Annotated in this window: 24 protein-coding genes and 1 riboswitch; of the genes, 13 read left to right on the plus strand and 11 right to left on the minus strand. The window is 68.3% G+C overall.

All coding sequences use genetic code 11. The annotated features are described in order from the left end of the window. Positions 1–51: 51 nt before the first annotated feature. Positions 52–594 carry a PaaI family thioesterase gene (locus ACS5PN_RS04140; RefSeq protein ID WP_439462669.1) on the plus strand — a complete coding sequence of 181 codons (543 nt, stop codon included), beginning with the start codon at positions 52–54 and terminating at the stop codon, positions 592–594. On the opposite strand, the gene ACS5PN_RS04145 is transcribed toward ACS5PN_RS04140, so the two are convergent. Genes ACS5PN_RS04145 through edd form a run of 3 tightly spaced genes read right to left on the minus strand, consistent with a single transcriptional unit; the run spans position 591 to position 3,597 of the window. Next, on the minus strand, positions 591–1,133 hold the full coding sequence (locus ACS5PN_RS04145) for an MOSC domain-containing protein (RefSeq protein ID WP_439462670.1): 543 nt from the start codon (positions 1,131–1,133) through the stop codon (positions 591–593). The genes ACS5PN_RS04140 and ACS5PN_RS04145 overlap by 4 nt on opposite strands. After that, on the minus strand, positions 1,130–1,753 hold the full coding sequence (eda, locus tag ACS5PN_RS04150) for a bifunctional 4-hydroxy-2-oxoglutarate aldolase/2-dehydro-3-deoxy-phosphogluconate aldolase (RefSeq protein ID WP_439462671.1): 624 nt from the start codon (positions 1,751–1,753) through the stop codon (positions 1,130–1,132). The genes ACS5PN_RS04145 and eda overlap by 4 nt, the downstream gene beginning before the upstream one ends. A gap of 14 nt (positions 1,754–1,767) precedes the next feature. Further along, the gene (edd, locus tag ACS5PN_RS04155) at positions 1,768–3,597 is read right to left on the minus strand and encodes a phosphogluconate dehydratase (protein ID WP_439462672.1); all 1,830 of its coding nucleotides are present in this window, start codon (positions 3,595–3,597) and stop codon (positions 1,768–1,770) included. Between the two features lie 150 nt (positions 3,598–3,747). Here edd and ACS5PN_RS04160 point away from each other — a divergent pair, with 150 nt between their 5' ends. Then, positions 3,748–4,335 (plus strand): gamma-glutamylcyclotransferase, encoded by a 588-nt coding sequence (locus ACS5PN_RS04160; RefSeq protein WP_439462673.1) that lies wholly within the window; start codon positions 3,748–3,750, stop codon positions 4,333–4,335. Positions 4,336–4,348: 13 nt separating this feature from the next. Here the strand turns inward: ACS5PN_RS04160 and ACS5PN_RS04165 are convergent, their stop codons facing one another. Further along, positions 4,349–4,957, minus strand: coding sequence for a nucleotidyltransferase family protein (locus tag ACS5PN_RS04165; RefSeq protein ID WP_439462674.1), 609 nt, complete (start codon positions 4,955–4,957; stop codon positions 4,349–4,351). A 134-nt stretch (positions 4,958–5,091) separates the two neighbouring features. Here ACS5PN_RS04165 and pdxH point away from each other — a divergent pair, with 134 nt between their 5' ends. Then, a complete protein-coding gene (gene pdxH, locus ACS5PN_RS04170) occupies positions 5,092–5,727 on the plus strand; it encodes a pyridoxamine 5'-phosphate oxidase (protein WP_439462675.1) in 636 nt (211 codons plus the stop codon). On the opposite strand, the gene ACS5PN_RS04175 is transcribed toward pdxH, so the two are convergent. Then, a complete protein-coding gene (locus tag ACS5PN_RS04175) occupies positions 5,724–6,215 on the minus strand; it encodes a DUF3299 domain-containing protein (RefSeq protein WP_439462676.1) in 492 nt (163 codons plus the stop codon). The genes pdxH and ACS5PN_RS04175 overlap by 4 nt on opposite strands. Before the next feature lie 4 nt (positions 6,216–6,219). Then, positions 6,220–6,918: a helix-turn-helix transcriptional regulator gene (locus ACS5PN_RS04180; protein ID WP_439463692.1), complete on the minus strand. Its 699-nt coding sequence runs from the start codon at positions 6,916–6,918 to the stop codon at positions 6,220–6,222. 127 nt (positions 6,919–7,045) lie between these two features. Here ACS5PN_RS04180 and ACS5PN_RS04185 point away from each other — a divergent pair, with 127 nt between their 5' ends. Further along, the gene (locus tag ACS5PN_RS04185) at positions 7,046–7,474 is read left to right on the plus strand and encodes a VOC family protein (protein WP_439462677.1); all 429 of its coding nucleotides are present in this window, start codon (positions 7,046–7,048) and stop codon (positions 7,472–7,474) included. Here the strand turns inward: ACS5PN_RS04185 and ACS5PN_RS04190 are convergent. From ACS5PN_RS04190 to ACS5PN_RS04205, 4 genes are read right to left on the minus strand one after another with little or no spacing between them, the layout of a single operon-like run. Beyond that, entirely contained in the window at positions 7,446–8,627 is a 1,182-nt protein-coding gene (locus ACS5PN_RS04190) for an FtsX-like permease family protein (protein ID WP_439462678.1), read from the minus strand. The two genes, ACS5PN_RS04185 and ACS5PN_RS04190, sit on opposite strands and share 29 nt — an antisense overlap. Continuing rightward, the gene (locus ACS5PN_RS04195; protein ID WP_439462679.1) at positions 8,624–9,328 is read right to left on the minus strand and encodes an ATP-binding cassette domain-containing protein; all 705 of its coding nucleotides are present in this window, start codon (positions 9,326–9,328) and stop codon (positions 8,624–8,626) included. Before ACS5PN_RS04195 ends, ACS5PN_RS04190 begins: the two co-directional genes overlap by 4 nt. Beyond that, complete coding sequence (gene msrA, locus ACS5PN_RS04200; protein WP_439462680.1) at positions 9,328–9,864, minus strand: peptide-methionine (S)-S-oxide reductase MsrA; 537 nt, start codon at positions 9,862–9,864, stop codon at positions 9,328–9,330. Before msrA ends, ACS5PN_RS04195 begins: the two co-directional genes overlap by 1 nt. A 10-nt stretch (positions 9,865–9,874) precedes the next feature. Beyond that, positions 9,875–13,324 (minus strand): DUF748 domain-containing protein, encoded by a 3,450-nt coding sequence (locus ACS5PN_RS04205; RefSeq protein ID WP_439462681.1) that lies wholly within the window; start codon positions 13,322–13,324, stop codon positions 9,875–9,877. Between the two features lie 36 nt (positions 13,325–13,360). Between ACS5PN_RS04205 and ACS5PN_RS04210 the strand changes: the two genes are divergently transcribed. Beyond that, complete coding sequence (locus ACS5PN_RS04210) at positions 13,361–14,149, plus strand: YdcF family protein (RefSeq protein ID WP_439462682.1); 789 nt, start codon at positions 13,361–13,363, stop codon at positions 14,147–14,149. A gap of 152 nt (positions 14,150–14,301) precedes the next feature. Here ACS5PN_RS04210 and ubiD read toward each other — a convergent pair whose 3' ends face one another. After that, the gene (ubiD, locus tag ACS5PN_RS04215) at positions 14,302–15,840 is read right to left on the minus strand and encodes a 4-hydroxy-3-polyprenylbenzoate decarboxylase (RefSeq protein WP_439462683.1); all 1,539 of its coding nucleotides are present in this window, start codon (positions 15,838–15,840) and stop codon (positions 14,302–14,304) included. 219 nt (positions 15,841–16,059) lie between these two features. Between ubiD and ACS5PN_RS04220 the strand changes: the two genes are divergently transcribed. From ACS5PN_RS04220 to ACS5PN_RS04255, 8 genes are all read left to right on the plus strand, one after another. Continuing rightward, on the plus strand, positions 16,060–16,911 hold the full coding sequence (locus ACS5PN_RS04220) for a transglycosylase SLT domain-containing protein (protein ID WP_439462684.1): 852 nt from the start codon (positions 16,060–16,062) through the stop codon (positions 16,909–16,911). A 21-nt stretch (positions 16,912–16,932) separates the two neighbouring features. Beyond that, positions 16,933–17,045, plus strand: a riboswitch (ZMP/ZTP riboswitch). A 57-nt stretch (positions 17,046–17,102) separates the two neighbouring features. Beyond that, on the plus strand, positions 17,103–18,356 hold the full coding sequence (gene glyA / locus ACS5PN_RS04225) for a serine hydroxymethyltransferase (RefSeq protein WP_439462685.1): 1,254 nt from the start codon (positions 17,103–17,105) through the stop codon (positions 18,354–18,356). 9 nt (positions 18,357–18,365) lie between these two features. Next, the gene (gene nrdR, locus ACS5PN_RS04230; RefSeq protein WP_439462686.1) at positions 18,366–18,809 is read left to right on the plus strand and encodes a transcriptional regulator NrdR; all 444 of its coding nucleotides are present in this window, start codon (positions 18,366–18,368) and stop codon (positions 18,807–18,809) included. A 143-nt stretch (positions 18,810–18,952) separates the two neighbouring features. After that, on the plus strand, positions 18,953–19,501 hold the full coding sequence (locus ACS5PN_RS04235) for a GspH/FimT family pseudopilin (RefSeq protein ID WP_439462687.1): 549 nt from the start codon (positions 18,953–18,955) through the stop codon (positions 19,499–19,501). 61 nt (positions 19,502–19,562) lie between these two features. Beyond that, positions 19,563–20,036 carry a type IV pilin protein gene (locus ACS5PN_RS04240; RefSeq protein WP_439462688.1) on the plus strand — a complete coding sequence of 158 codons (474 nt, stop codon included), beginning with the start codon at positions 19,563–19,565 and terminating at the stop codon, positions 20,034–20,036. Positions 20,037–20,038: 2 nt separating this feature from the next. Further along, entirely contained in the window at positions 20,039–20,842 is an 804-nt protein-coding gene (locus ACS5PN_RS04245) for a PilW family protein (RefSeq protein ID WP_439462689.1), read from the plus strand. Between the two features lie 11 nt (positions 20,843–20,853). Next, complete coding sequence (locus ACS5PN_RS04250) at positions 20,854–22,170, plus strand: PilX N-terminal domain-containing pilus assembly protein (protein WP_439462690.1); 1,317 nt, start codon at positions 20,854–20,856, stop codon at positions 22,168–22,170. Between the two features lie 12 nt (positions 22,171–22,182). Then, on the plus strand, positions 22,183–23,505 hold the full coding sequence (locus ACS5PN_RS04255; protein WP_439462691.1) for a type IV pilus modification PilV family protein: 1,323 nt from the start codon (positions 22,183–22,185) through the stop codon (positions 23,503–23,505).

The following is a 23,505-nucleotide window of genomic DNA, read 5'->3' on the forward strand; positions in this document are numbered from 1 at the left end:
GGGCTCTCGCTTTGCGCAGAATCGGCGGCTTCATCGCTCGAAGCTGCCACCATGAGTTCAACTTCCCACGACGACATCCTCGCGCAATGGCAGGCCGAAGAGGCTGCCGCGCGGACCCGCCAGCAGCAGGAGCCGGGCCTCGCATCGCGCGCCATGCTGGCCGGCAAGACGGGCCTGCAGCAGATGCAGGCCATGCTGGATGGCGAAGGTCCGCCCCCGCCGATCAGCCGCACGCTGGACTTCCTGCTGATCTCGGTCGCCGACGGCGAGGCCATCTTCCAGGGGCGTCCGCAGTTCAAGCACTACAACCCGCTGGGCAGCGTGCATGGCGGCTGGTTCGCAACGCTGCTGGACTCGGCCCTGGGCTGCTCGGTGCACACGACGATGCCCATCGGTCGCGGCTACACGACGCTGGAGTTCAAGGTCAACCTGGTGCGGGCGTTGAGCGACAAGGTGCCGCTGGTGCGCGCCATCGGCAAGGTCGTGCATCGCGGCCGGCAGGTCACGACGTCGGAAGCAACCCTGGTCGGCCATGACGGCAAGCTCTACGCCCACGCCAGCACGACCTGCCTGCTCTTCGATATCCCCGGCTAGACGCGTTCGAGCTTCTCGAAAGGCGGCGCCGGCAGGCGCACGGTGATGGCGTCGCCCGGCTTCACGAGGCCGCCTTTGAGCACCACGCTCATGACGCCGGCCTTGCGCACGACGCCCCCACCATCGCTATCGCGGCCGACGACGGCCTTCAGCAGGCCGGCCTCGAAGTTCTCGATCTGCGGGCAGGGGTTGCGCAGGCCGGTCACGCGCAGCACGACCTCGGCGCCGATGCGCAGTTCGGTGTCGCGCGGCAGGGCCAGCAGGTCGATACCGCGGGTCGTGAGGTTCTCGCCCATCTGGCCCGGCTGCACGCCGAAACCCTGGGCGGCGAGCTCGTCGAAGAGTTCGCCCTGGATGAGGTGCACCTGGCGCAGATTGGGCTGGCTCGGGTCGACGGCGACGCGCGAGCGGTGCTTGACCGTCACGCCGCAGTGGGCATCGCCTTCGACGCCCTGCCCTTCAACCAGCGTCAGCGCGCTCTGGGTGTACTTGGAGAAGGTGTGGGAGGCGCTGGACCAGACGGCGGTGACGAGGCTCATCCGCGCAGCGTAGCGGCATCGGCGGCGAGCCGGGTGATGCGCGCCCAGTCCTTGGCATCAACGGCGTCCTGAGGCGTGAGCCAGGAGCCGCCGCAGACCTTGACGTTGGGCAGCTTCAGGAATTGCGGTGCCGTCTCCAGCGAGATGCCACCGGTCGGGCAGAAGACCACGTCCGGGAAGGGGCCGGCCAGCGACTTCAGCAGGTTCACGCCGCCCACGGCCACGGCCGGGAAGAGCTTCAGGAAGCCGTAGCCGGCCGCGTTGGCCTGCATGACCTCGGAGGCCGTCGACACGCCGGGCAGCAGGGGCAGGCCATGCTGCTGGCAGGCGGCGCCGATGGCTTCAGTGAAGCCCGGGCTGACGCCGAACTGGCAACCGGCGTTCTTGGCATTGGCCACGTCCTGGGGCGTGCGCAGCGTGCCGGCGCCGACGATGGCGCCTGGCACCTTGGCCATGGCTTCCATGGCCTGAAGGGCGACGGGTGTCCGCAGCGTCACCTCCAGCACCTTGACGCCACCGGCCACCAAGGCCTCGGCCAGCGGCACGGCGTCTTCCAGGCGCTGGATGACGATGACGGGGATGACGGGGCCGTGGCTGGCCAGGCTCAGGGTTTCAAGCATGTTCTTCTCTGTGATCACAACCAGGTGACCGCGCCTTCTTCGGCGGTCAGCACATTGCGGCGCAGGCCGGCGAAAAGCTCGCGGCCCAGGCCGTGGCCATTCACATCGGCCTCGGCGGCGTCGAGGGTCGCGACATCGCGCGCCGCCCAATCCGCAGCGTCGACCAGCGCGGCCAGCACGCCGTTGACGGCACAAACGCGCACCACGTCGCCATCGCGCAGCCTGGCCAGCGGACCGCCGGCCAGGGCCTCGGGGCTGACGTGGATGGCCGCCGGCACCTTGCCGGAGGCGCCGCTCATGCGGCCGTCGGTGACCAGGGCCACGCGGAAGCCCTTGCCCTGCAACACGGCCAGCGGGGGCGTCAGCTTGTGCAGCTCGGGCATGCCGTTGGCATGCGGGCCCTGGAAGCGCACGACGACGACGACGTCCTTTTCCAGCTCGCCGTTCTTGAAGGCGGTGAGCATGGCTTCCTGCGTCGTGAAGATGCGGCAAGGCGCTTCGATGGTGTGGCGGTCCTCCGGCACGGCCGAGGACTTGATGACGGCGCGGCCCAGATTGCCGTCCAGCAGCTTGAGGCCGCCGGTGGCGCTGAAGGGCTCGGCGGCCGTGCGCACGACGCCGTCGTCGCCGCTGGCGGCCGGCAGCGGTTCACGCACGACTTCACCGCCCTGCCCCACCGCGCGTGGCACGAAGGCATAGGGGCGCAAGCTGTCGCCGGCGACCGAGAGCACGTCTTCGTGCATCAGCCCGGCGTCCATCAGCTCGCGGATGACGAAGCCCGGGCCGCCAGCGGCCTGGAACTGGTTCACGTCGGCGCTGCCGTTGGGGTAGACGCGGGCCAGCAGGGGCACGACGGCGGACAGGTCGGAGAAGTCCGTCCAGTTGATCAGGATGCCGGCCGAGCGCGCGACGGCCACCCAGTGGATGAGGTGGTTGGTCGAGCCGCCGGTGGCCAGCAGGGCCACCATGGCGTTGACGATGCAGCGCTCGTCGACGACGTGGCCGATGGGCTTGGCGACCTGGCCTTCGAGGCGTCCGCTGATCTTCAGCGCCGTGCCGACGGCTTCGCGCGTCAGCGCCATGCGCAGGTCGTCGTGCGGGTGCACGAAGGCGCTGCCGGGAGTGTGCAGGCCCATGGCCTCCAGCAGCATCTGGTTGCTGTTGGCCGTGCCGTAGAAGGTGCAGGTGCCGGCGCCGTGATAGGCGGCGGACTCGCTCTTTAGCAGTTCGTCGCGGCCGACCTTGCCCTGGGCGTAGAGCTCGCGGACCTTGGCCTTGTCGCTGTTGGAGATGCCCGAGCTCATCGGGCCGGCCGGCACGAAGACGCAGGGCAGATGGCCGAAGTGCAACGCGCCGATCAGCAGGCCCGGCACGATCTTGTCGCAGATGCCCAGCAGCAGGGCCGCGTCGAAGACGTCGTGGGTCAGGGCGATGGCCGTGCCCATCGCGATGGTGTCGCGCGAGAACAGGCTCAGCTCCATGCCGGGCAGGCCCTGGGTCACGCCATCGCACATGGCGGGCACGCCGCCGGCCACTTGCACCGTGGCGCCCAGGCGATGCGCTTCGGCGCGGATCTGCTCGGGGTAGCCCTCGTAGGGCTGGTGGGCCGACAGCATGTCGTTGTAGGCCGTGACGACGCCCAGATGGGGCGCCTTCTCGGCCACGATGCGCAGCTTGTCGTTGGACGGCAGGGCCGCAACCGCGTGGGCGACGTTGGCGCAACCCATGCGCTCAAAGCCGCGCTGGCGGCCGCTCATCTTGGCGATGCGGGCCAAGTAGTCGGCCCGCAGCTTGGCGCTGCGTTCGCGGATGCGTTCTGTAACTTGATCGAGTGTGGCGTGCATTTGGATCTCCTGAGGCTCTCGTAACTAGCCTTTTGGAATTTAGGTAACCATATTACTTCCCCAGGCGGTGCAACGGGTTACGACCTGGGTACCAGCCATGACAAGATGGCGGCAATGGCGTCACAGGCAATTCACATTCCTCATGGGCCGGTGCGCAGCGCCCATCTGCTGCAGCGGACGACCGCCGAATGGCGGGCCAGCGGCGACGACCTGCTGCTGTTTGCCTACGGCTCGCTGATCTGGCGCCCCGAGTTCGAGTATGCCGAGGCCTTGCAGGCCAAGGTGCTGGGCTTTCACCGCGTACTGCGCATGCGCTCACGCGTGAACCGCGGTTCGGCCCAGGAGCCGGGCCTCGTGCTGGCGCTGATCTCGGGCGGCAGCTGCCGGGGCCTGATCTACCGCATCCCACGAGCCGCCGGCGAGGAGGTGCTGCCGCGCCTGTGGGCCCGCGAGATGCCCAACGGCGTCTACGAGCCGCGCTGGCTGAACTGCGACACCCCTTGCGGCCGCCTGCGCGCCCTGGCCTTCACGCTGTCACGCCAGAGCCCCAACTGGACCGGCCCCTTGCACGAGCCCGAATTGCTGCACATCTTCCGGCACGCCAGCGGCCGCTACGGAACGACGCTGGACTATCTGCTGCGCACCGTCCAGGGTTTGCGCGAACACGGCATCCGGGACATGGAACTGGAGCGCCAGGCACACCTGGCGGCTCAGCACGGGCTGTGCGCGCCGCTTTAGGCATCAGTCAAGGCTAGCCGCGCAGCCGGGCGAGGTCTTCCACGGTGTCGACATCCACATGCACGCCGGGGTCGTCGACGGCGATGGGCTGGGCCGCATAGCGCGCCACGATACGCCGCGCGCCCTCGTCACCCTGCAGCGCCATCAGCTCGGAATAGAGCTCCGTGCCGAAGCCCACCGGATGGCCCTGGATGCCCCGGTACTGGGCATAGCAGACGGGATAGCGTTCGAGACCTTCGGCCACGGCCATGATGGTGGTGGGCTGCACCAGCGGCATGTCGGCGGGCAGGATGAGCCAGCCGTCGGCATCGCCCGTCGCGCTGACGCCGGCCACGATGGAATGGCCCATGCCGATGGGCTGGAGCCGGCCCTGGGCATCGCGCTCCGGCAGGCTCACGACGTCGCGCGCGGCGATCAATTTGTGCACGGCCGGCGCCAGGGCCGGCGTCGTGACGACCACGACCGGCAGCTGCGTCGCGATGGCGTGACGCAGGGTACGGGCCAGCAAGGTATCTCCGCTGGGCATGCCGCCCAGGTTCTGCTCCAGCTTGTGGCCCGAACCGCGGAAGCGCGAACCGCGACCTGCGGCCAGCACGACGACGGCGGGGCGTCGCTTTGTCATTTGCAATATGTCCTTAAAACCCACTCACCTAGCATCGGTCTGCGCCGTTTGCTGCAGTGCCACAAGCATGCCGAGTGACCTTGCTCTTGAAACTGGTAGGTTCACTTAAGGGAAGGTCTGCATACTTCGGCCCCATGAGCAAGCTGAGTGAATTCCGAAAGAGTTACGAACTGGGCGAACTGGACGAGGCCCAGGCCGCGGATGGCCCCCTGCCCCTGTTCAACCGCTGGATGGACGAAGCCATAGCCCACGACGTGTCCGAACCCACGGCCATGACTTTGGCCACGGTGGCCCAAGGCGGCCGGCCCTCGACGCGTGTGGTGCTGCTGAAGGGCTGCGATGCACGCGGCCTGGTCTGGTTCACCAATTACGAAAGCCGCAAAGGTGAAGAGTTAGCAGGCAACCCCTTTGCGGCCCTGCAATTCCATTGGGTGGAGATGGAGCGTGTCGTGCGCATCGAAGGCCGTGTCGAGAAGACCTCGGCGGAGGAGTCCGACGAGTACTACAAGAGCCGGCCCCTGGATTCGCGTCTTGGTGCCTGGGCCTCGCCGCAGAGCCAGGTCATCTCCTCGCGCGCCGTGCTGGTGGCCAATGCGGCCAAGGCGGCGGTGCAGCATGGGCTGAACCCGGACCGGCCACCGCATTGGGGTGGTTACCGGCTGGTGCCGGACCGTTACGAGTTCTGGCAGGGGCGCCGCTCGCGCCTGCACGACCGGCTGGTGTTCACGCTGGATACCGACCGCTGGGTGCGTGAAAGGCTCGCGCCTTAATTGACGGCGTTGCCGTCCTCGACGCGGTAGTAGAGGCCGTAAGGGTCGTCCATCAGCACGGCCAGCTGGCCTTCGACGACGACGGGTTCCAGCGTGTAACGCACCGGCTTCTTGGTGCGCACCTCGACCAGGCCTTCGGGGCCGGCCGGCACGCAGAAGGAGCAGGTCGTCGGCACCGAGGACAGCAGGAAATGCTGCTGCTTGTCGCCCGCCTCCAGCGGCATCATGAAGCCCTGCACCTTGATGGTCTTGCGATCCAGGGCCTGCACGGCGGCCGGGAAGGTCGGCACGATCTTCTTTTTCTCGGCCTTGGCCGTGACCTGGGACAGCAGCTTCCACGACACGATGTCGGAGCGCTCCTCCAGCGGCTTGAAGGGGCTGCGCGGGTCGTGAAAGCCTGGGCCCTGGCCGATGGAAGGCGCGGTCTGCGCGAAGGCCGCGGTGGCGGCCAGCAGGGTGATGGCGATGACGGCAGCGGGGGACTTCATGCCCTCATTGTGACTCTGTCGCATTGGGCTGCAGTTGCGACAGGTATTGCCGCAGCAGCGCCGCGCGCCGCGGGCGGAAGGTCTCGCCGACATTTTCGACGTGCTGGATGCGCTCCAGGCGGAACATGCGGAAGTCCTGGCGCAGGCAGCACCAGGCGAACAACACCAGCAGACTGTCCACGTAGACGATGCTCAGCGGCCAGACCTTGCGGTCGCTGGCCGCGCCGTCGCGGTCGATGTAGGCCATCTGCAGCGCTTCCTCGCGCCAGCAGGCCTCGCGCAGCAGCTGCAGGTCGACGGCTGGCGGCGGACGCTGGTTGAAGCGGTGAACCTGTGACACCGCGTGCTGGATGTGCTGCTGCCCCGCCGACGGCAGCGTGGCCACCACCTTGCCGAGCACCGACGCGGCGGCTCTGGCAAGCGCCGGATCACCGAGATGACGCACCTGCGCCAGCCCCAGCACCAGGGCCTCGATCTCCAGTCGCGTGAAGGTCTGGGGTGGCAGCGAGCCGTCCTCGACCAGGCAATAGCCCAGGCCGCGCTCGCCGCCAATCTCGGCGCCGGACATGCGCAGGCTTTCGATGTCACGGTAGATGGAGCGCACCGACACGCCCGTCTCGGCGGCCAACTGCTCGGCGGTGACCGGTGAAGGCAGGGTACGAAGGGCTTGGAGCAGACGAAACAGGCGCTCGGAACGAGACATGGCCACGCGGTCAGCAACTGACGAAAACTGGCAGGAGTACTGCCTAGAGTAGCAGCCGTCAGTTCATCGCCGGGCGCCCTCCTCTGGGGTGATGACGACGCTTCCCTCACCTCTCAGAAAGCCATCCATGACCGTCTCCGTCGTTCCCCACATCAACCTGCGCGGCCAGGCCCGCGGCGCGCTCCAGTTCTATCAATCCGTCTTCGGTGGCGAAATCGCGCTGATCACCTATCGCGATGCCCACAGCGTGCGCGACCCGCAGGATGCCGATCGCCTGATGTGGGGCCAGGTGCGCGCCGCCGACGGCTTCCAGGTGATGGCCTATGACGTGCCGACCGACACTGCCCTGCAGCCCGGCGAGAACGCCTATTTCATCTGCGTGGGCTGCAGCAGCGCCGAGGAGGCCAGCCAGCGCTGGGCCGGGCTGGCCGCCAGCGCCATCGTCATCCAGCCGCTGGCGCCGGCGCCATGGGCGCCGCTCTACGGCATGCTGAAGGACAGGTTCGGCGTGACCTGGGTGATCAATGTCAGCGCGGCGCTTGCAGCAGCGTCGTGACGTCCAGCCGGTAAGCCCGCCAGGCCGGCCAGGCCGCGGCCAGCAAGGCCAGGCCGCCGGCCAGTGCCGGCACCAGCCATTCGGCATCGCTGAGGCCCAGAGCGCCCAGCCTCAGCGACTGGCGCTCGGCCAGCAGACGCTCCAGCACGGCCACCAGCCCATGGCCGGCGGCCAAGCCCAGCACGGCGGCGATTGCCGCGAGCAGCAGGGCTTCCAGCGCGATCAGCGCGGCGACGCGGCGGGCCGGTGCGCCCAGCATGCGCAGCATGGCCAGGTCGCCCTGCCGAGCCCGCACCGCGTGCAGCAACGCGACCCAGACCGAAAGGCCCGCGGCGGCGAGCAGCACGATGCCGAACCCACGCAGCACCTCGGTGCCTGCGCCCACCAAGCGCATCAGCCGGGCCGTTTCCAACGCCGGTGCGGCCGACTGCAGGCCGTCCTGCGCATTGACCCAGCGCGGCAGCGTGACGGCCGCCAGCGGGCTGCGGTAGCGCACCAGGGCCAGCGTGATTTCCTTGGGCTTGTCCTCGCCGGGGGCTGCATGGTCTTCATGCACCTCCCAGACCGAGGCCAGGTCGGTCAGCACCAGGCGGTCCAGCACACTGCCGGACTCGGCCAACACGCCGACGACTTCGAACTGGTGCTCGCCATGCGCACCGCCACCCTCGGCCAGGCCATGGCTGCCGGCAAACCGGTCGCCGACCTTGAGCCCGCCGGTGCGCGCGACTTCGGCGCCCAGGACAGCCTGCATGGGTCGGGTCCACAAGGCGCCCTGCCCCAGCTTGCCGCCGTAGAGACCGACATAGTCCGGTGTCGTGCCGGCAATGCGATAGCCGCGAAATGAGTCCCCCAGCGACAGCGGCACGGCCTGGGCCACCAAGGGTTGCTGCTTCAGCAGGTCCAGCGTCGCCAGCGGAATGTTGCCGGTGGGTGCATCGAGGTGGAAGACGCCGGCCAGCATGATCTGCATGGGGCTGCCCTTGGCGCCGACGACGAGGTCGATGTTGGCCAGATCGCGCTTCAGCCCCGCCTCGACCTGGGCACTGGCGCGCAGCACGAAGGTCATGGCAGCCAGCCCCAGCGTCAGCAGCAACAGGTTCAGCGCCGTCGTCAGCGGGCTGGACCAGAGATAGCGCCAGGCCAGGCGGATCATCGCGTCACCCCGCTGGACCAGAAGGTGGTCGGGTCGGCCGACGCATCGCCGGCCGGCCCGAGCAGCACCAGCTCGGCCACGTCATCCCGCTCACCCAGCGCGTCGATGACGCGGCTGTCATGGCTGGCAATGATCAACGTGCAGCCCTCACGTTCGGCCGTGGTCAGCAACAGGGCCAGCATGTGCAGTGCGTGCTCGTCATCCAGGCTCGCAGTGGGCTCATCCGCCAGCAGCAGCCGCGGACGACGCATCAGCGCGCGGACCAGGGCCACGCGTTGAGCCTGGCCGACGCTGAGCTGGTGGGGGCGGCGCCCGCTGAGCTCGGCGATGTCCAGGGCGGCGAGCAGCTCGGCCGCACGTTCGGCGTCAGCGCCCTGCCCTGCGGCCAGGGCCGGCAGGGCGAGGTTCTCGGCCACCGTCAGCGCTTCGCTCAGGTGCAGGCGCTGAGGCACGACGCCCAGCGTCGCGCCGCGCCAGGCATCGAGGGCGCGCGCGCTCATGCCCTGCAGCTCGGTGCCGGCGACGATGAGCTCCCCCTGCTGCACGCGCAGCAGCCCGGCCAGCAGGGCCAGCAGCGTCGACTTGCCCGAGCCCGAGGCGCCGCGCAGCAGCAGATGCCTGCCCGCGGCCAGCGCGAAATCGGCATAGCCGATCTCCGCACCGCCGGCATAGCGATGTCGCAGCCCGCCCCAGGCCAGCATCACTTCACGAGCCGCTTGAAGCTGGCCAGGAACTTCTCGACCTTGCCGGCGACGACAAAGGCGCAGTAACCCTGGTCCGGGTTGCGGGCGTAGTAGTGCTGGTGGTAGGCCTCGGCCGGGTGGTAGTTGGTCTCGGGCAGCAGCTCGGTGACGACCCGGCCGACGTGGTGGTCGTTGGCCTCCTTGATGACCTCGGCCGCGAGCTGCCTCTGGGCCTCGGTATGCCAGTAGATGCCCGAGCGGTATTGCGTGCCGACGTCGGCGCCCTGGCGGTTCAGCGTCGTCGGATCGTGGATGGTGAAGAAGACCTCGAACAGCTCGCGCAGCGAGACCTCGGCGGGGTCGAAGTCGATGCGAACGACCTCGGCAAAGCCGGTGTTGCCGCCGCAGACGGCCTCGTAGGTGGGCTTGGCGCCCTGGCCGTTGCTGTAGCCGTTCTCGACGTGGTGCACGCCTTTCACGCGTTCGTAGACGGCCTCCAGGCACCAGAAGCAGCCGCCGGCCAGGGTGATGCGTTCGAGATTCGGAGCAGTCATGGGATGTCTTTCAATGGGCGCCAAGGGACAACTCGACATGGGGGCGCCAGGTCTCATCGCAACCCTGGTCGCAGAGCTTGGGGGCGGCGAGGAAGACGCGGGCATTGGGCGCGCCGCGGGCCAGCAGGGCATCGCGCACGGCGGTGGCGCGGGCCACGGCCAGCTGGCGCAGCATCTCGTCGTCGATGTTGTAGTTGCCCAGCAGCAGGCCGCGCATCTGGGTCGGTGGCAGATCCTTGGACAGGCCAATCAGATTCTTGGGCTTGTTGGGCAGCTTGGTCGCCTCATACAGCCGCTTGAGGGCCGCGTCGGGCGTGGCGGCGTTTTCCGCTTTCAGCGCGCTGGCCAGGCGCTGCTCGCGCAGGGCCTGACCCTCGGCGGCGATGCCGGCCCAGCCCGTCAGCGTCAATTGCACGCCGGGCTTGTCGACGAGCAGCTTGGCGATGCGATCGAGCTGGTCGACGGCGGCCAGTTCGGCGCCGCCGGGCTTGAAGGCGATCTGGGCCTCCTCGGGGCTGTCGCTGCCGCTGAAGAGGGCAAACGGCGAGGTCAGGGCCTTGCCGATGAGATTGAGGAAGAGGCGCCAGACCAGGCCGCCGACACTGAACTCGGGGTCGTTCAGCGAGCCGCTGACCGGCAGGTTGATGTCGATGACGCCGTTGCCGTCCTTCAGCAGCGCAACGGCGAAGCGCACGGGCAGCGAGGTGGCATCGGGGCTGTCGACGCGTTCGCCAAAGGTCAGCTGGTTCAGGATGATCTGGTTGCTGGCCACCAGCTGGCCGCCCGGCTCGACCTTGTAGCGCAGCCTGGTGGACAGCTTGCCGCGCTCGATGGCGTAGCCGGCGTATTTGCCGGCATAGGGCGACAGCGGCGCCAGTTCGATGTCCGTCGCGTTGGCGGCAATGTCCATGGCCAGCGGATTGCCGGGCTTGAGTTGGCCATCGATCTCCAGCAGGCCGGTGCCGGCGACCTTCCCCTTCAGCGTCAACGGCGCCATGGCCGCGCTGGTCGACGAGAAGGCGCCGAGCGAGCCCTGCAGTTCGGTCAGGCGGGCGCTGTAGCTCGGCTTCACGAAGCGGTCGTTGAAGTCGACGATGCCGCGGTTGACGCGGATGCGCTCGGCGGCGAACTCGGGCGCAGGCGCCGAGGCTGATGCCGCCGGCGCGGAAGCCGCCTCCGCCGGGCCGAGATCGCGCAGATTGAAACGACCCTGCTCGTTGACGATGAGGCGGGCATAAGCGTCGTCCAGCAGCGCGTCCTTGACGGCCAGCTTGGGTGGCACGCCAGGGGCGAGCGCCAGCTTGAGGCCGTCCAGTTGCAAGGCCTGCCAGCTCAGCAGGTCTTCGCCGATGACGCGCTGGCCGTCGACGACGCGGGTCTGCAGCAGGGCCAGCGGCCCGACACGCACATCGCCGCCGACACTGGCGTTCCAGGCACTGCCGGCCTGCTGGGCCGCGACCTCGGCCTTCATGCCGAGTTCAGCGCGCTGCAGATGCAGGCCCCAGGCCGGGTCGAGATAGGCATTCAGCAGATGCAGTGGCAGGGCCTTGGCCTGCAAGCTACCCGCGGCCGACAGCGGCGCCAGGCCGAGCTTGCCGTTCCACTGCAGGCTGCCGGCGCTGGCCACCACGGGTTGGTCGTTGGCGCCGAGGGCCGCGAGCTGAGCGGTGGCCTGGGCCTGCACCGGCGCCGTGACCGGCCAGCTCAGGGCGCCAAGCTGCAGGCGAAGCGGCTCGACGGCCAGGGCCACGGGTGTGACGCCCGCAGGCACAGCGGCGTCCTGCCAGCGCAGTGCGCCGCGTTCGACGTTGAGGGCGGCCAGTTGCAGCTTCCAGGCGGGGCCTGCAGCCGAGGCGGCACCGTCGGGCGGCATCAGAGCAGCGATGTTCAGGCGGCCGCTGCCCTCGCGGGCGAGTTGGGCGCGCAAGGCATCCAGCGTCAATGTGCCCAGGGTAATGGTGCGCGCGGCGGGTTCGATGCTGGCCTTGTCGAGCTGGGCCGAAGCCAGGGTCACGAGCTTGGGAGCGCCAGACAGGCTGAGGCGGGCATCCTTGACTTGCAGCTCGGCCAGGCTGAGCTGGACGCGGTCTGCAGCACCTTCGGCCAGCGGGTCCTTGATGCTGAGGCCGGCTTTGGTCGAGACGCCGGCCGTCAGCCTGGCACCGCCCGGCAGGGTCAGCCAAGCGGCCAGGCGCTCGACGGCGAGATCGTTCAGTTCGGCATCGGCCTGCAGCAGTTCCGCGGAAAGCCTGGCCTGGGCGCTCAACGTGGCCTTGTCCAGGCGCAGGCTGGCGTCGAGCTGGGCGGGGGCCTTCAACGGCCACGTCATGCTGCCGAGCTTGAGCTGGATGGCTTCCAGCGCGAGGTCCTTGTTGACGTTGAAGCGCCCGTCCTTGACTTCCAAACCGGCGAGGCCGAACTGCCACGGGGTCGCCGCCGGCGTGCCGGCTTCGGCCGACGCCTTCGGCAAGGGCCGCAGCCAGGCCTCGGGCGATTCCAGCAAGATGGCGCCAAAGCCGAGCTGGCGGCGCAGGGGCTGCACGTCAGCCAGCGGCAGGATCAGGTTTTTGAAGGCGAGCAGCGGCTGGCCGTCGGGCTGTTTCAGGGCCAGTTCGTGCAGCTGCACCCGACCGCTGAGCTTGACGCCCGGCGGTTGCTTGGGGCGCTCGGCAAAGTCCAGGGCCAGGTCGACGTCGAGGCGGCCGCCGCCCACACGGAAAGGGGCGCTGGCAGGCACATAGGCGGCCAGGGGCTCGAGGTCCAGACCAGCGAACCTGAAGGACAGGCGGGCACTGACGTCGTCGTCGAAAGGCAGGGCCTCGCCACGGCTGTCGAAGGCGACGCCGTCGAGCTTGCCGCTCAGATGCGGCAGCACCTTGACCTTGACGTCGGTCGGCAGCGTCGACATGAAAGGCAGGGCAAGGTGCAGGCCGGCCAGCTCGTGCTTGCGCTGCACCGGGCGGTCGTCGAAGAGCACCAGGCCGTCGCTCAGCTCGATGTTGTAGACGGCGAACTCGGGGTCGGGCTCCTCCGGCGAGCCGGGCTTGGCGGCAAAGCGCTGGATCAGGTCGTCGATGTCGTAGCGACCGTCGGCCACACGGGCGACGCGAAGTTGGGGCCGGGTCAGGGACAGGGACTCGATGACGGCACGGCCGCGCAGCAGGGAGCGCAGTGACAGGGCCGCATCCATCTTCTGCAGCTTGAACAGCGGCGGCTGCTTGGGGGTGGGGCCGCCGATGCTGAAGCCTTCGATGACCAGGGCCAGGCGCCAGGGCTGGAAGCTGGCTTCCTCGATGCTGACCGGCCGGCCCAGGACTTCGCTGGCCAGGGCAGCGCCGCGGCCGGTGACCCAGCCCGGCAGGGCCAGCGTCACGATCAGCAGCAGCAAGGTGACCCCGGCCGACAAGCCGGCCAGGGTCCAGAGAGCGATGCGGGCGGGGGAGCGGGCGGCGGTCGTCACGGCAGACACATTATTGGGGTCGGCGATGATGCCGACGTGATCTCCCTTGACTATTCAGGCTTCAAGACTCTGTTGCTCGCCGCCGCCCTGCCCCCCATGCCCCTGTTGTGGCTGGCTGCCTGGGGCGGATGGCGACTCCGGCGAGGCCGGCGCTTCGGCGCAGCACTGCTGGGGCTGGCGATTGCCGGCATCTGGCTGTCGGGAACCGAGGCGGCCGGCGAATTGCTGAGCCGCGCCGTCGGGCTGCCGACGGCCCTTGCGCCGGATCGGGTCGATGCACTGCGTGGCCGCCAGGATGGCGCGGTGCTCGTGCTGGGCGGCGGCGTGAAGCGCCATGCGCCGGAATTCGGCGCCGGTGCGCCCAGCCCCATCACGGCCGAGCGCCTGGCCTATGGCGTTTGGCTGGCCAGGCGCAGCGGCTGGCCGCTCGCCTTTTCGGGCGGTATTGGCTGGACGGCCACGGAACTGCGCGAGCCCGAGGCTGCCATCATCAGCCGCGTGGCGGCCCAGGACTATGGCCTGCCGCTGCGGTGGGCAGAGGCCAGTTCGCGCGATACGCGTGAGAACGCCGCCCACACCCTGCCCTTGCTGGCGGCTTCGGGCGTCAAACAGGTCGTGCTCGTGACCCATGAAACCCATATGCGCCGCGCCGTGCGCGCCTTCGAGACCGAGGCAGCGCCGCTGGGCATGACCATACTGTCGGCCCCGGTTGGCCTGCGTGAGGACGCGCTGGGGGGCTTCGATGATTGGTGCCCGTCCGTCGAAGGCTTCGCGCGCGTTCGCTACGTGGTCTACGAAACCCTGGCCTGGTGGGCAGGCCGCTAGAAATAGAAACCCCGCCGGGCTTGAAGGCCGGGCGGGGTGGGTGGCGATGCCACCTTGAAGCTCCACGGCGATTTGCCGAAGGGCTCCTGGCGCGCAAGGGATTGCGCCAGAGGTTGTGCCTGAAAAGGCATTGCAACAGTAGGCGAGCGCCCTCAGGGCTTCAAGAAGAGTTGCCCGAATAGCGCCTCGGCACGCTTTGTGACCTCGGCCGGCAGGGTGATGCCGCGGCCCCATTCGCGGGAGGTTTCGCCGGGCCATTTGTTGGTGGCGTCCAGCCCCATCTTGCCGCCCAGGCCACTGACGGGCGAGGCGAAGTCGAGGTAGTCGATGGGGGTGTTGTCCACCAGCGTGGTGTCGCGCACCGGGTCCATGCGGGTCGTGATGGCCCAGATCACTTCCTGCCAGTTGCGCGTGTCGATGTCGTCGTCCACGACAACGATGAACTTCGTGTACATGAACTGGCGCAGGAAGCTCCAGATGCCGAACATCAGCCGCTTGGCATGGCCCGGGTAGGCCTTCTTGATGGACACGACGGCCATGCGGTAGCTGCAGCCCTCGGGCGGCAGGTAGAAGTCGACGATCTCCGGAAACTGCTTCTGCAGGATGGGCACGAAGACCTCGTTGAGGGCCACGCCCAGGATGGCCGGCTCGTCCGGCGGCTTGCCGGTGTAGGTCGAGTGGTAGATGGGGTTCTTGCGCTGGGTCAGGCGCGTGATCTCGAAGACGGGGAACCAGTCCTGCTCGTTGTAATAGCCGGTGTGGTCGCCAAACGGCCCTTCCAGCGCATGCAGATAGCCGCCCTTCTCTTTCAGAGGCACGCCGTGCTCGCTGGTGCCGGTGAAACCAGCAAGGGCGGGCGGGATGTGGCCCTCCAGCACGATCTCGGCCGAGGCCGGCGCCTGCAGCGGCTGGCCTTTGCCGACGCCCGTGTTGACCAGTTCGGTCCGCGAACCGCGCAGCAGGCCGGCGAACTGGTACTCCGACAGGCTGTCCGGCACGGGTGTGACGGCACCGAGGATGGTGGCAGGGTCGGCACCCAGGGCCACGGCGATGGGAAACGGCTCGCCCGGGTGGGTTAGAGAGAAGTCTCTGAAATCCAATGCACCACCGCGGTGCGCCAGCCAGCGCATGATGACCTGGTTGCGCGAAACCAGCTGCTGGCGGTAGATGCCGAGGTTCTGGCGGGTCCGCGTCGGGCCCCGGGTGATGACCAGACCCCACGTGATCAGGGGGGCTGCATCGTCCGGCCAGCAGGTCTGGATGGGCAGGCGGCCGAGGTCGATGTCGCTGCCTTCAAAGACCTCTTCCTGGCAGGGCGCGCGGCGCTGCACGGCGGGCTTCATGTCCCACAGCGCCTTGGCCATCTGCAGCAGCTTGCCGGCATCCTTCAGCCCCTTGGGCGGATCGGGTTCCTTGAGGCTGGCCAGCACCCGTCCGACATCCCGCAAATCGGCCAGAGACTCAGCGCCCATGCCGAGTGCGACGCGACGCGTTGTCCCGAAAAGATTGGTCAAGGCGGGGGTGGAATACCCGTCTGGCGCTTCGAACAACAGGGCCGGTCCGCCGGCCCGCAAGACCCGGTCGCTGAGGGCCGTCATCTCCAGCACCGGCGAGACTTTTTCGCGCACGCGCTTGAGCTCCCCGAGGCCTTCCAGGCCGGCGATGAAGTCCCTCAGATCGCTGTATTTCATAACCAAAAGTAGTTTTGAAGAGCCCAAACAACCTTGACTGGTTATCTTCGACCCGTAAAATTCGCCGCTTCGGGTTTGTACTGAAACCCAACCGACCGGGTCCTCCGGGCACAGAGATGCCACAGACCAAAGCAATCGGCCGGGAAATTATCACCGTCGCCCCACCCAGACCGCCTCACACCGAGGCAGCCTGAGGCGGGCCGCGACACAAGGAGTCGCATGACGACACGTCAAGACCTGTTCAGCCTGGCTCGCCACACGCGGGATTCGGCGTCGCTGTTCGTGAAGGACATCGGCAACGGCCTGCTGGTGGTCAGCCACAACACGCTGGCCCTCGTCGGGCTGGCCGTGGTGTCGGTGCTGCTGGTGTTCACGAGCCAGGCTGGCCTGCGCGAAAAGCTGGAATCCGCCACCCTCGGCTGGCTGAGCGCCCGCCAGGAAGCCCGCGCGGAAGCCGAGGGCAGCACGCTGATGGCCGCGGCCGAGCCGGATGCCATCGCCCGTGCCACCGCCACGGACCCCCGCGAACTGAGCCGCCAGCAGGCCGCCGTTGCCCACTGGCTGGCGCGCCGCTACAGCGTGGCACCCGAGCCCATCAGCCGCCTTGTGCAGGAAGCCTGGGCCGTGGGCCAGCGCGCCAAGGTCGAGCCGACGCTGATCCTGGCCATCATGGCCATCGAGTCGCGCTTCAACCCTTTTGCCCAGAGTTCCGTCGGCGCCCAGGGGCTGATGCAGGTCATGACCCGCGTCCATGACGACAAGTACGAGGCTTTTGGCGGCACGCTGGCGGCCTTCGATCCGGTGACCAACCTGCGCGTTGGCGTGCAGGTGCTGAAGGAATGCATCCAGCGCGCCGGCGGCCTGGAAGAAGGCCTGCGCTACTACGTCGGCGCCGCCAACCTGGCCGAGGACACGGGCTATGCCGCCCGCGTGCTGTCCGAGCATGAAATGCTGAAGGCGGTTGCCGCCGGCCGCACCGTGCCGACGATGACGACCGTCCGCCCGCTGGTGCGTGAGGCGGCCTCTGCCCCCTCGACGGGCGACTCGGCACAAGTGGCTCTGCTGCGCTAGGCGCCGCCGCTGGCATACACTGGGTGTTCACGCGACTGGCGATCAGGGTCACGAGCTGACCCGAGGTGGGCCACCACCGGGGAGCGTGAGGCGGTTGTCCTGACCGCTTTCAGCCGTTCGCCTGGGCAGCCCTGGCCTCACGCTCGCTCGTGGGCGCCGGGGATTCACCGCCTGACCTTCGGAACACCAGCATGTTTGACCGCAACACCTCCACTCTCGCCCTGGTCGACCCCGAGCTCTGGACCGCCGTCCAGAACGAAAACCGCCGCCAGGAAGACCACATCGAACTGATCGCCAGCGAGAACTACACCTCGCCGGCCGTCATGCAGGCCCAGGGCAGCCAGCTGACCAACAAGTACGCCGAGGGCTACCCCGGCAAGCGCTACTACGGTGGCTGCGAGTACGTCGACGTCGTCGAGCAGCTCGCCATCGACCGCCTGAAGCAACTCTTCGGCGCCGAATACGCCAATGTGCAGGCCAACTCGGGCTCGCAGGCCAACCAGGGCGCCTTCTTCGCGCTGCTGCAGCCCGGCGACACCATCATGGGCATGAGCCTGGCCGAAGGCGGCCACCTGACCCACGGCATGGCCCTGAACATGAGCGGCAAGTGGTTCAACGTCATCTCCTATGGCCTCAACGCCAAGGAAGAGATCGACTACGACGCCATGGAAGCCCTGGCCCGCGAGAAGAAGCCCAAGCTCATCATCGCCGGCGCCTCCGCCTACTCCCTGCGCATCGACTTCGAGCGCTTCGGCAAGATCGCCAAGGAGATCGGCGCCTACTTCATGGTCGACATGGCCCACTACGCCGGCCTGATCGCCGCGGGCGTCTACCCGAATCCCCTGCCCCACGCCGACGTCGTCACGTCCACCACGCACAAGAGCCTGCGCGGCCCGCGCGGCGGCATCATCCTGACGAACAAGGAAGACATCGCCAAGAAGATCAACTCGGCCATCTTCCCCGGCATCCAGGGTGGCCCGTTGATGCACGTCATCGCCGGCAAGGCCGTTGCCTTCAAGGAAGCCCTGACGCCCGAGTTCAAGGCCTACCAGGAGCAGGTCGTCAAGAACGCCAAGGTGTTGGCCGACACGCTGATCGAGCGCGGCCTGCGCATCGTCTCCGGCGGCACCGAGAGCCACGTCATGCTGGTGGACCTGCGTCCCAAGGGCCTGACCGGCAAGGAAGCCGAGGCCATCCTGGGCGCCGCCCACATGACCTGCAACAAGAACGGCATCCCCAACGACCCGCAAAAGCCCATGGTCACCAGCGGCATCCGCCTGGGTACGCCGGCCATGACGACGCGCGGTTTCAAGGAAGAACAGGTGCGCCAGACGGCCCACCTGATCGCCGACGTGCTGGACAAGCCCCACGACGAGGCCAACCTGGCCGCCGTGCGCGAGAAGGTCGCCAAGCTGACGTCCGCCTTCCCCGTCTACCGCGGTTAAGCAAGCCCCATGCGCTGCCCGTTCTGCTCTCACACCGAGACCCAGGTCGCCGAGACCCGGGAATCGGATGAGGGCGACGTCGTCCGGCGCCGGCGCCGCTGCCTGTCCTGCGACAAGCGCTTCACGACCTATGAGCGGCCGGACATCGCCCTGCCCTCGGTCGTCAAGAAGGATGGGCGGCGCGCCGATTTCGATGCCACCAAGCTGCGTGCTTCCATGCAGCTGGCCCTGCGCAAGCGGCCGGTCAGCGTCGAGCAGATCGACGCGGCCATCAACCGCATCGAGGAAAAGCTGCTCGCCAGCGGCGCCCGCGAAATCGCCTCCACCCGCCTGGGCGAACTGGTCATGCGCGAGTTGAAGCGCATCGACAAGGTGGCCTATGTGCGCTTTGCGTCCGTCTATCGCAGCTTCGAAGACGTCGACGAGTTCCGGCAGCTGATCCGCGAGATCTGACCCCGGGACGACCCTATCCCCCTTTGGTGGGAGCTCGGGGGGAGGCCTCCCTCTCCATCCCCCTCCGTTCCGCCAAAAGGAGGAAAGACGCCGCGGTTGGCGCTTTCTAGAGTTCGTTCACACAACGAACCCAGGGAGCCGCCATGAACCGCATCGCCACCGCCCGCCGCAAAAACCGTGGGTTCACGCTGGTCGAACTCTGTGCCAGCGTCGGCATCAGCGCCGCCCTGCTCGGCCAGGCGGTGCCGGCGATGGGACAGCTGCACCAGGACCAGAAGCTGCGCGCCGCCGCGGAGGGCCTGGCCGGCGACTTGCGCCTGGCCCGCAGCGAGGCCGCACGCATGAGCGAGTCGGTCTACTTCCGCATCAGCGGCAAGGGCGCCAATGCCTGCTACGTGATGTACATCGGCAGCCGCGACGACTGCGACTGCGCCGGTGGCCAGGCCGTGTGCCGCCAGTCCACCAGCCAGGTCCTCAAGGCCGAATGGCTGCCCACGACGCAGCCGGTGCAGATCAGCAGCAACGCAGAAACGCTGGAGTTCCAGCACCGCCAGGGTCTGGTCACGCAGACGGGCAGCATCGAACTCAGCCTGAACGGTGGCCGGGCCATCCGTCAGGTCGTGGCCATCACCGGCCGGGTCCGCAGCTGTGCCGTGGGCAGCAAGTTCGGCGCCCTGCCGAAGTGCGCCTGATCCTCCGGTTCCCGGCTCGTGTCGCCGCGGCCGCCGTGCCGCGCCAACCAGGACTTCTGCCATGCGCAACTGCTCGCGTTGTCTGCATCGAGGTTTCAGCCTGATCGAGTTGATGGTGACGCTGGTCGTCGCCGGCATCCTCGCCACCCTGGCCTATCCGGCCTATACCGCGCAGATGCAGCGCGGCCGTCGCGCCGACGCCATCGCGGCGCTGACCGCGGTCATGCAGGCCCAGGAGCGTTTTCGCAGCAATGCCAGCGCCTATGCGGACAACGTGGCCGCCCTGGGCGTGAACATCGCCCGCATCGCCCCCGCCTATGAAATCACCTTGGCAGGCGTGGGTCCGGCCGCCAGCTTCGAGGTCGGCTACGTCGCGACGGCACGGCCGCTCGCGGGCGGCAAGCAGGCGCGCGACATCACCTGCAAGACCCTGGTCGTGACGCTGCTGGGTGCAAGCTCCAGCTACACCGCGACCGGCGATCCCGGCCACAGCGGCACGGATCGGGAGACCACCAGCGAATGCTGGCCGAGGTAGCCATGAACGGGTCATCTCGAGCTTTGAGCGTGGGGCTGGGCCGCGCCCACCGTGTCCAGCGGGGTGTGAGCCTCGTTGAACTGATGGTCGGCGTCACGGTCGGATTGATCGTCACGGCCGGGGCCGCCCTGGTGGCCACCCAGCAGATCAACGAACACCGCCGGCTGATGCTGGAAGTGCAGCTGCAGCAGGACCTGCGCGTCACCGCGGAACTGCTGCAGCGGGATCTGCGCCGCGCCGGCTATCGCGGCGTACCCGCCAGTGGCGTGTGGGAGCCCGAGCGCGGCGCAGGCGCCATTCCAGCCAAGGAAGCGGCCTCCAGCCCCTACACGGCGGCCTCGGCGAACCCGGCTGGCGACGAGTTCTATTACCGTTACGCGAGAACCGTCCCGGGCACCACGGCGATCAATGCGAGCAATGTCGTGGCCAGCAACGAGCAGTTCGGCATCCGCTGGAACAGCAGCACCAAGGCGCTGTACCTCCAGCTCGGCATGAGCAACGGCCAGCCCAACTGGCAGCCCATCACGGACCCGGACCTGGTCCTGGTCCAGCACTTCAGCGCCAATGTCGCGACGCTGAACGTGCCGCTGGACGACCTCTGCGATCCGTCCTGCACGGCGGCCGGCACCTGTCCGACCCAAGCCGTGCGCCTGGTCAACTTCACGATCACGGCGGTCGCCAGGTCGGACAGCAGGGTCCGGCGCACCTTGAACGTCAGCGAAAAGATCCGCGCGGACGCCATCAGCGGCGCATGCCCTTCAGCGGCAGCGCCGGCCCCTCCACCCGCAACGCCCCCCGGACCATGAAGCAAGTTCTCATGCCCCCATCCTGGCCGCAGCGTGGTGTCACCACGCTGGTCGTGGTCCTGGTGTTGTTTCTCGTCATGGGCCTGCTGGCCGCCTATGCCAACCGCATCCTGATGTTCGAACAGCGCATCGCCGGCAGCTACTACCGCGCCAGCCTGGCGCAGGAAATGGCCGAAGGCGGGCTGGACTGGACCGTGGCGATGTTGAATGGCGGCGCCATCAACAACAGCTGCGCTCCGGTTGCGGCAGGCGGAACACGTTTCGTCAATCGCTACCTGGATGTCTCAGCCGTGGACCGGGCCACGACGACCCGGCTGGCAACACGCACCGACCTTGCGGTCGACTGCGCCGAGACGCCCACCGGCCTGGTTTGCCGCTGTCCCGCGCCCAGCACGAGAACGGCGCAACCCAGCACGGCGCTGAGTGGCAGCCTCGTCCCCAGCGTCGGAGTCGCCCTGGGTACGGACACGGACCAGCGCTACGGCAGCTTTGTGGCGAGCAGCTATGGCTGCTCGGACAGCAGTGTCGACAACTGCTATGCCGGTCCTGCCGAGGCCCGCAGCCAGACCGCCACGGCCATGGCCGTGCAACATGCGGCGATCGCCTTCATCAGCGCCGTGCCGTCGTCGCCCGCCGCGCCACTCACGGTCAAGGGCAGCCTGACGACGACCGGCGTTCTTGACCTCGGCCTGCACAACACGGACCCGCGCTCCGGCGGCGTGCTGGTGGTGTCCGGAGGCCCGTCGCCGACGCCCGCCTTGAGCCCTGCCCGCCTGGACAGCGTGCCGGGCACGCCGCCCAGCCAGGCCGGCCTCTTTGCGGACGACTACCTGTCGAGGCTGTCCACGAGCGACGAAGACAACGCGCGCTTCTTTCGCAATTTCATGGGCATGCGCCCGGCCCGCTACCAGAGCCATCCCGCGGCACGCGTTGTCGCCTGCCCCAACAGTGGCGATTGCGGGCCCAACCTGGTGAGCGCCGTCAGTGCCGGCCAGCGCATGCTGACGGTGCCAGGGGCCATGGCCATCGGCAGCAACGTGATCATCGGCACGCCGGCCGCTCCGGTGGTGATCGTCGTCTATGGCCCCGTGGCCATCACCGGCCCCATGCAGTTGAACGGCATGTTGGTGGTCCTGGGCAGCCTGGCATGGACCAACAACGGCGGGCTGACCTCGCAAGTCACCGGCATGGTCGTGGTGCAAGGCGACATGGTCGCGACCGGGCATATGGACATCCTCTACCAGCAGGCCATTGCCGACGAGCTGCGCAACCGCGTGGGCAGCTATGCGCGGGTGTCCGGCGGCTGGATCGACGCCACCCTCCACTGAAACAGGCCTGCCATGCTCCAGACGCTCCCTGTCCTGCCTTCGCGCCTGGCGCCGCGGCTTCAGCGCGGTGTCACACTGGTCGAGGCTCTGATCGCCTTGCTGGTGATGTCCTTCGGCATGCTCGCCCTGGTCGGCTTGATGAGCCATTTGCGCCTCGGTGCCGACGTGGCCAGGCAGCGCAGCGAGGCCATGCGGATTGCACAGGCTGCCATGGCCACCGCGAGGAATTTCTCGGTGTTGAACATCACCGCCACGACGCCGGCGAGTGCCGTGGCCTATGCCCTTCTCACCAGCCAAGCACCGGTGCCGGTGACGCCTCCTGACGCCAACACGACCTACACCGTGCAGCGGACGGTCACCCCTGTGGCCGGAGTCCAGGCGATGCAGGTGCGCGTGAACGTCAGCTGGGCCGACCGCAGCGGCGGCCCGCAATTCATCAACCTCGACACCATCATCGCGGGCGTCGACCCGCTCTTCAGCGGTGCCGTCGGTTTTGCGCCGCCCGCGGCTGCCGTGACCCTGCCCTCGGCGCGCAGCCCTGCCGTCCCCGCCGGCGCCAAACAACTCGATGACAAGATCAGCGCCTTCCGCCCGAGTGGCCTGGGTCCGGTGGTCTGGATCTTCAACAACCTGAGCGGCGCCATCACCGGCAAATGCACCATCCCGGCCGGCACGCCGGTCTCGGCGCTGACGGCCGCCGACGTGGAGTCCTGCAAGAACAACACCGTCGGCTATCTGCTGAGCGGCTCGATCCGCTTTTCCCGCACCAACCCGGCCAGTCCGACCGCGCCGGAAGCCGCCGCCATCCCCGTGGGCCTGAGCCTCGTGGATGGCAGCTACTTTCTGCCTCGTCTCGATGCCCAGGGCATGCCCGTGATGAATGGCGGCGGCATGGTGCTGGACGGCTTCACCGCGACGGCGCCCGCGGGCGCCCATCTGCCCGATTGCTTCAGCGGTTCGCCGGGCGGCCCGGCCGGCGCCCAGTTCGTGAACTACCACTGCATCGTCTATCCGCCCGACACGGCAGCCTCCGGTTCGCGGCCCACCTGGTCGGGCAAGCTGGTGCTGACCGGGGTCAGCCTGGGCACAACGTCGGCCGAGTACCGTGTCTGCCGCTACAGCGCCGACTACAACGCCAGCGGCGGCATCTACACGGCGGACTGGAAGGCCCTGGAGAACGAGGAACATCCGGCCGTGTATGCCCGGGTCGCGGGTTCGCTGACACACCAGAACTTCCTGGTCGTGCGTGGCGACGTCGGATGCCCGCCGGCACCCGCGGCGAGCCCCGGTGCCGGGGTGTTCGCCGACTATTCGACGCTGCAACTGCAGCCCTGA

This window comes from Roseateles sp. NT4 (assembly GCF_051857475.1).
GTDB lineage: Bacteria > Pseudomonadota > Gammaproteobacteria > Burkholderiales > Burkholderiaceae_C > Pelomonas.